At 65.7% G+C, this 6,688-nt stretch carries 7 protein-coding genes and 1 pseudogene; 6 read left to right on the top strand and 2 right to left on the bottom strand.

Features of this window, described 5'->3' with window-relative positions; all coding sequences use genetic code 11:
• The 5 genes and pseudogenes from AC57BR_RS14865 to AC57BR_RS14845 form a co-directional block, all read left to right on the top strand.
• Positions 1-418 (top strand): annotated as a pseudogene (locus AC57BR_RS14865) (IS110 family transposase); the annotation flags it as partial.
• A gap of 311 nt (positions 419-729) precedes the next feature.
• Complete coding sequence (locus tag AC57BR_RS14860; RefSeq protein ID WP_496361844.1) at positions 730-2,238, top strand: amino acid permease; 1,509 nt, start codon at positions 730-732, stop codon at positions 2,236-2,238.
• A gap of 257 nt (positions 2,239-2,495) precedes the next feature.
• The gene (locus AC57BR_RS14855; protein WP_496361842.1) at positions 2,496-2,750 is read left to right on the top strand and encodes a hypothetical protein; all 255 of its coding nucleotides are present in this window, start codon (positions 2,496-2,498) and stop codon (positions 2,748-2,750) included.
• A gap of 47 nt (positions 2,751-2,797) precedes the next feature.
• Positions 2,798-3,016 carry a helix-turn-helix domain-containing protein gene (locus AC57BR_RS14850; protein WP_496361840.1) on the top strand — a complete coding sequence of 73 codons (219 nt, stop codon included), beginning with the start codon at positions 2,798-2,800 and terminating at the stop codon, positions 3,014-3,016.
• Between the two features lie 83 nt (positions 3,017-3,099).
• Positions 3,100-3,735: a LysE family translocator gene (locus AC57BR_RS14845; RefSeq protein WP_496361838.1), complete on the top strand. Its 636-nt coding sequence runs from the start codon at positions 3,100-3,102 to the stop codon at positions 3,733-3,735.
• A 30-nt stretch (positions 3,736-3,765) separates the two neighbouring features.
• Here AC57BR_RS14845 and AC57BR_RS14840 read toward each other — a convergent pair whose 3' ends face one another.
• The gene (locus AC57BR_RS14840) at positions 3,766-4,515 is read right to left on the bottom strand and encodes a 3-hydroxybutyrate dehydrogenase (protein ID WP_102972999.1); all 750 of its coding nucleotides are present in this window, start codon (positions 4,513-4,515) and stop codon (positions 3,766-3,768) included.
• A 152-nt stretch (positions 4,516-4,667) separates the two neighbouring features.
• Between AC57BR_RS14840 and AC57BR_RS14835 the strand changes: the two genes are divergently transcribed.
• A complete protein-coding gene (locus tag AC57BR_RS14835) occupies positions 4,668-5,609 on the top strand; it encodes a LysR family transcriptional regulator (RefSeq protein WP_496361872.1) in 942 nt (313 codons plus the stop codon).
• Here the strand turns inward: AC57BR_RS14835 and AC57BR_RS14830 are convergent.
• Positions 5,588-6,619: a spermidine synthase gene (locus AC57BR_RS14830; protein WP_496361836.1), complete on the bottom strand. Its 1,032-nt coding sequence runs from the start codon at positions 6,617-6,619 to the stop codon at positions 5,588-5,590. The genes AC57BR_RS14835 and AC57BR_RS14830 overlap by 22 nt on opposite strands.
• Between the last annotated feature and the right edge of the window lie 69 nt (positions 6,620-6,688).

The raw sequence follows: 6,688 nt of genomic DNA, 5'->3' as shown, positions 1-6,688 counted from the left end.
GATGAGTGACACCCGCACCAAAAACTATGTCGCCAGACGCCGGGCCGAAGGCAAAAACACCAAGGAAATCATGCGCTGCCTCAAACGCTACATTGCCCGGGAAATTTACGACCAGCTCGTCCATCCGCAACCGGCACCGGATGCCGGTGCCGGTGCCCTCCGCATTCTTCGAACGAGGAAAAACATCACCCTTCAGGCCGCAGCGGACAGCCTCCATGTCTGGCCCACGGCGCTGTCCCGGCTCGAACGCGGACTGACCCGTCACGACGACTTCTACCAACGCTACGAAGACTGGCTCAACTCTCAATCCGAGAAACCGCAAAGACTGGCCCTGGGTTTGCCCGGGCTGAGCGGCAGTTTGACCAGCTCGGCGGGACCAACGGCGACAGGAGTCGGCGCGCCGCCGTCCCTGCCATAACGACCGGGCACCAAGGCTCTGGGGTCAAGGGCGGCCGCCAGGCCGTCGCGCAGCGATTACAGACCCTTGACGCCGGAGCCTTCGACCCGGCCACATGCACGACGCCGGGGCGCCGGGCCTCTTTGACATCTATAGGAGCATCATTTTTACCGGCGCAGGCGGGAGCAGGGCCACAATTGTCCGTTCACGCCAAATGCAGTGCGCACAAGTCTGAAATCAAAGACACCAAGGGCCCGTGAGCCTCATCACAGCTCCCCCGGGCATGGTCTGCTGGATAGCGATTCCCCTCCCAATGACGAGAAGGTATTGGCATGCAACAAGCCCAAACAACTGATGAGTTGGCGCCCGAAAACGGGGCCAGCACCTCCACCGAAAGCACCGCCGGCGGCACCGCGCGTGATGCCGTCGGAACCGTTCTGAACCGCGGCCTCAACGTCCGCCACATCCGCTTCATGGCCCTCGGCTCTGCCATCGGCACCGGCCTGTTCTACGGTTCGGCCTCGGCCATTCAAAAAGCGGGCCCCGGCGTGCTGTTCGCCTACATGATCGGCGGAGCTGCAGTGTTCATGGTGATGCGCGCGCTCGGAGAAATGGCCGTGCGGCACCCGGTCTCCGGATCCTTCGGGCAGTACGCCAGCCGGTATCTTGGCCCGCTGGCGGGCTTCGTGACCGGCTGGACCTACGTCTTCGAAATGGCGATCGTGGCCATCGCCGATGTCACCGCCTTCAGCATCTATATGGGCTTCTGGTTCCCGTCCGTGGAGCGGTGGGTCTGGATCCTGGCCATCATCTTCCTCCTCGCGGCGCTGAACCTGCTGAGCGTAAAAGTCTTCGGCGAACTTGAATTCTGGTTCACGCTGGTCAAGGTTGCGGCCATTATCGCCATGATCGCGGGCGGCGCGGCCATCCTTGCGTTCGGCTTCCAGAACGGTGATGCCTCGGCCACTCCGGGCCTGGGGAACCTGGTGGAGCACGGCGGTCTGTTCCCGAACGGGTTCGAGGGGCTCCTGGCCTCGTTCGCCGTCGTCATGTTCGCCTTCGGCGGGATTGAAACCATCGGCATCACGGCGGGCGAGGCAGCCGACCCCAAGAAGGTGATCCCGAAGGCCGTCAACACCGTGCCGGTCCGGGTCCTGCTGTTCTACGTACTCACCCTTGGCGTGCTGATGAGCCTCTTTCCGTGGAACGAGATCGGCAGCGGCGGCAGCCCGTTCGTCCAGATCTTCAGCGGCCTGGGCATTCCCGCCGCGCCGCACATCCTCAATGCCGTGGTGATCACCGCCGCTCTGTCCGCCATCAACAGCGACATCTTCGGCGCCGGTCGGATCCTCTTCGGCCTGGCCAAGCAGGGGCATGCACCCCAGAGCTTCGGGCGGGTTTCCCGGCATGGCGTGCCGTGGATGACCGTGGTGATGATGGCCGGGATTCTGCTGGTGGGAGTGGTGCTGAACGCGGTCATCCCGGAAGATGTCTTTCTGCTCATTGCTTCCATCGCCACCTTCGCCACGGTCTGGGTGTGGGTAATGATTCTCGCCTCCCACGTGGCGATGAAACGCGAGATCGCCCGGAATGGCCTGCCGGCGTCGGAGTTCCCCTCGCCTTGGTGGCCGGCGGCGTCCGTCCTCACCATCGGCTTCATGGGGCTGGTGATCGCGGTGCTTGGCTTCTTCGAGGACACGCGCGTTGCTCTCTATGTGGGGGCTGTGTGGCTGGGGCTGCTGGTGGTCGCCTATCGGCTTTGGGTCAAAGGAAGCGGACGACGGCGTGCCCACCTTGAGGATGAGACCTCGCCGCTGCCGGTGGTCGCCAAAACTGAGTAGGATTCCCACCGGAATGGCGCGCCAGGCTGGAAAAGGCAAAAGCAAGTAGTAAAAATGGGTAAAGACAGGTACTTAACATTTGTTACGTGAGTGCCTGATGTGATAAATGAGGTAGACGTTACTCGTGTGACGTATGTGATTCCTTCTTACAGTGGACTACACGGTGCCAGCCGGCTGGGGTAATGACCCCGGATGATGACCCGGACCCGCGCCGCCAGTGATTCGACGATTGGTCACACTGTGAAGGAGTGGTCCTCATGTTGGAAATCCAGGCCGGGGCGCCGGCAGAGCATCTTCAATCCGGGCGGTCACCCGGTTTCCTGGCCCAGACGCTGCAGCGGGCGCGCACGGCGGCTGTTCCCTACAAGATCGGCGATGTCCTGGTGGGCGACGATCCCTTCAACGGCAGGCGTGAAGGCACCGTTGTGGCCAAGAACGGCCGGTCGATCGGGATCTGCTCCTCGGACCGGGTGTACTTCTACGACTACCGGCAACTGAGGCGGCCGGACTAGGCGGATCATCCCGCCCGTCCAGCCGACGATCAACAGGAGCCAATCCCATGTCCATCGCCAACCTGCCAACCGCGTACCTCACCATTGCCGAGGTGGCCGCGGCCCTGCGCCTTTCCAAAATGACCGTCTACCGGATGGTCCGGGCCGGGACGCTGGCGGCCGACCGGTTCGGCAAGTCCTACCGCGTGCCGGAGTCGGCTGTGGAGGACTACATCCGGGCCTCGGGCAACCCGGCTACGGAGGACCCACAGGGCCCACGCGGTTAATTCGCCCAGGGTTCCGGGTGCCCCTCGGACAGAAGCACACACATGTGCTGGCTGGCTGACGTCCGCCGGCGTTACGATCAGGCATGCTCCCGCTGCAGAATCTCCTGGCCTTTGCGTTGGTCTCCGCACTGCTGATCGCAGTCCCGGGCCCCAGTGTCCTGTTCGTCATCGGACGGTCGCTGGCCCTGGGGCGGCGGGGCGGCCTGCTGAGCGTTCTCGGCAATGCTGCCGGGGAACTGTTGCAGATTGCAGGGGTTGCACTGGGCCTTGGCGTGGTGCTGGCTGGGTCGGTGCTGCTGTTCACGGTGGTGAAGTTCGCCGGCGCGGCCTACCTTATTTACCTGGGAATCGTGGCGGTGCTCCATCGCCGGGGCGGCCCGGCTGACCAGGATCCGTCCAGGCCGGCCACCACCCGGCGGATTTTGCGCGAAGGCTTCATTGTCGGGGCCACGAATCCGAAGTCCGTGGTGTTCTTCGTAGCGGTCCTCCCCCAGTTCGTGGACCCTTCTGCCGGCGCTATTCCGGTTCAGCTCGCCCTGCTTGGTGCCACGTTCCTGGGCATCGCGTTGGTCTCGGACAGTGTCTGGGCACTCGCCGCAGGAACCGCGAGGCAATGGTTCGCCCGTTCACCCCGCCGGGTGGCCGCTGTCACTACTACCGGCGGGGTGATGATGATGGGGCTCGGCGGCACCCTGGCCCTGACTGGCACCAAGAACTAGTGGGCCCACGCCGTCAGGGAACGGTGGGGATTATCGGGCGGACCAGCCCCCGTCCATCGTGTAGCTGGCCCCGGTGACCATGCCGGCGGCGTCGGAGGACAGCCACGCAACCAGCGAGGCCACCTCTTCGGGTTCCACGAGCCGTTTCACCGCGGACTCGGTGAGCATCACCTTCGCCAGGACCTCTGACTCCGGAATCCCATGGACGCGCGCCTGGTCCGCGATCTGCTTCTCCACCAGCGGGGTCCGCACATAGCCGGGATTGATGCAGTTGGACGTAACCCCGTGCTCGCCGCCTTCCAGTGCCGTCACCTTGCTCAGCCCCTCAAGACCGTGCTTCGCCGAGACGTAGGCACTCTTAAACGGGGAGGCCCGGAGACCGTGCACCGAGGACAGGTTGATGATGCGCCCGAAACCGTTGGCGTACATGTGCGGCAACGCGGCCCGGATCAGCAGGAAGGGCGCTTCGAGCATAAGCGCCAGGATCCGCCGGAACGCCACCGGATCGAAGTCCTCGATGGGGCTGATGCGCTGGATGCCGGCGTTGTTCACCAGGATGTCGCAGTCCAGGCTCAGCGCGGCCAGTGCCTCGACGTCCAGGAGGTCGACTGCCCAGGACGTGCCGCCCACCTCATCGGCGAGGGCCGCGGCGCCGGCTTCGTCGACGTCGGCCACCACCACTTTGGCTCCCCTCGCGGCCAGTTCCCGTACACACGCCGCGCCGATGCCGCTGGCACCGCCGGTGACCAGGGCCTTGCGGCCGTTCAGGTTCTTTTCCACGTCCGGACCTTGTGCGTCCACAGTCTGCTCCTCAAAGTGTCCACGTTGACACGTGCCGCCACGTGCAGCACTTCCGATTCACCCGAGTATTCCTGCAGAAGGAACGCGGTTCAATGACTAATCAGGCACTGGATTCGTGCAAAATTGCAGATATGGATGCCAACCCGGACGACCTGCTGGTGCTGCTCACCGTCTCACGCTCGGCGAAGTTCACGACGGCGGCCCAGGTCCTGGGCCTGAACCACACCACCGTTTCACGCCGGATTGCCGCACTGGAAAAAGCCCTGGGCGGCCGCGTTCTGGCCCGGGCGTCCGGGGGTTGGGAGCTGACCGAACTCGGCGCCCAGGCCGTGCTGGTAGCCGAGCAGGTGGAAACGGCGGTGCGTGCGCTGGGACCGTCAGGCCGCGCGCCTGACCCGATTACCGGCGTCGTACGCATGACGGCGACCGACGGTTTCAGCGCGTACATCGCCGCTCCGGCGGTAGCCCGGCTGAGGAAGGATCACCCCGGGCTCAGCGTCGAGATCGTCACCGTCACGCGCCGGGCCCTGCAGCAACGCTCGGGACTGGACATCGAGGTGGTGGTGGGCGAGCCGCAGGTGCACCGGGCCGAAGCGTTCCGGCTGGGCGAGTACGAGCTCGGGATGTACGCGTCCCGCTCGTACATCGAGGCCAACGGAACGCCGGACTCGGTGGAGGCCCTGACCGCCCATCCGCTCGTGTACTTCGTGGATTCGATGCTGCAGGTGGACGACCTCGATGCACCGCGGCGGCTGGTGCCGGCGATGCGCGACGGCGTCAGCTCCACCAACGTGTTCGTGCACGTCGAGGCCACCCGGGCGGGCGCCGGGGTGGGGTTCCTTCCCTGTTTCATGGCCGACCGGCACGAGGACCTGGTGCGTCTGCTCCCCCGGAACATCGCCGAACGGCTGCCCTACTGGATGGTCCTGCGGCCCGACTCGATGCGCCGGCCGGCCGTCGCCGCGGTGGTGACGGCGCTGCGCGAACAGACCACGGCGCACCGGGAGTGGCTCCTCGGGCGCGGACGCGGCAGCTCAGGCGGGGTCGCTACTCAGCCGCTGACAGAACGCTGAGGCCCGGCGTCGGCGGCGGATCCCACAGCGGTGATCGCGGCCTCGGTGCTGGGCCGGGCATTTGTGCCTGGCACAGGGTCGTGGCGCACCTGGGCTCCGGCGGCGAAGGCCCGGACCCTGGCATCGTCCCAGATGTGGGCGGGTACCGCGCCGCCCAGGAGCCGCCGCGCGAGCTGCGGATCGTCGTCGAACGGCAGGTCGCTGCCGGCCATCACCATATTGCCGTAGCGGCGTCCCTTCAGCATGGCCGGGTCCGCGATGATGATGGTGTGCTCGAACGCGGCCGCGATGGTGGCGGCATCCTCACGGGCGTTTTTCAGGTCCGGGCCGTCGCCCGAATTCACCACGTAAATGCCGCCGGGCGCCAGCACCCGACGCACATGCGCGTTGAACTCGGCGGTGGTCAGCGGAAGGGGGGTCACCGCGCCGGCGAACACGTCCCGGATGATGAAGTCGCGGGTGTCGGGGGTGAGGGTTTCCGTCACAGCGCGGGCCTCGCCGACGCGCAGCCGCAGCAGCGGAGCCTTGGGGAGGTCGAACCAGCCGCGGACGTATTCGGCAAGCTTCCCGTCCAGCTCCACCACCACCTGCCGGGCGTCCGGGTAGGCAGCATGGAAGTACCGGGCCAGCGAGCAGGCCCCGCCGCCCAGGTGCAGGCCCCGCAGCCGAGGCTTGGCCTCAGTCGGCCAGCGGGATTCGATCAGGGCGGACATCCAGCGCATGTACTCGAATTCGAGGAATAGCGGATCGGCAAGGTCGATGTGGGAACTCATCACGCCGTTGATGCGCAGGAGCCAGCCGGTGGAGTTGTCCTGGTCGGCAATGAGCTCGCAGTCGCCGGTATCGATGTAGTAGATGCCCTCAACGGGGCCATCTGCACGGACTCCCCCTGGACGCGCTTGCCTGGGATCTTCCAGCACGTCGGAGGCCGCTGCCGTGCCATTCCTGCCGCCGGATCTGGTGCCGGCCTTGGGCCCCGATTTCCCGCCTGACTTGACGCGCCGTGCCATCAGTTCCCCGCCGCTTCCGTCATGCTTCAAGCCTAGTTGACCGCAGGTGCCCCCGATTCCGCTCCCCGC

The sequence above is a fragment of the Arthrobacter sp. BGA-UO-ETr-C19 genome (assembly GCF_059568005.1).
Note: the sequence above shows the minus strand (reverse complement) of the source record. Positions and strands in the feature narration are given on the sequence as shown.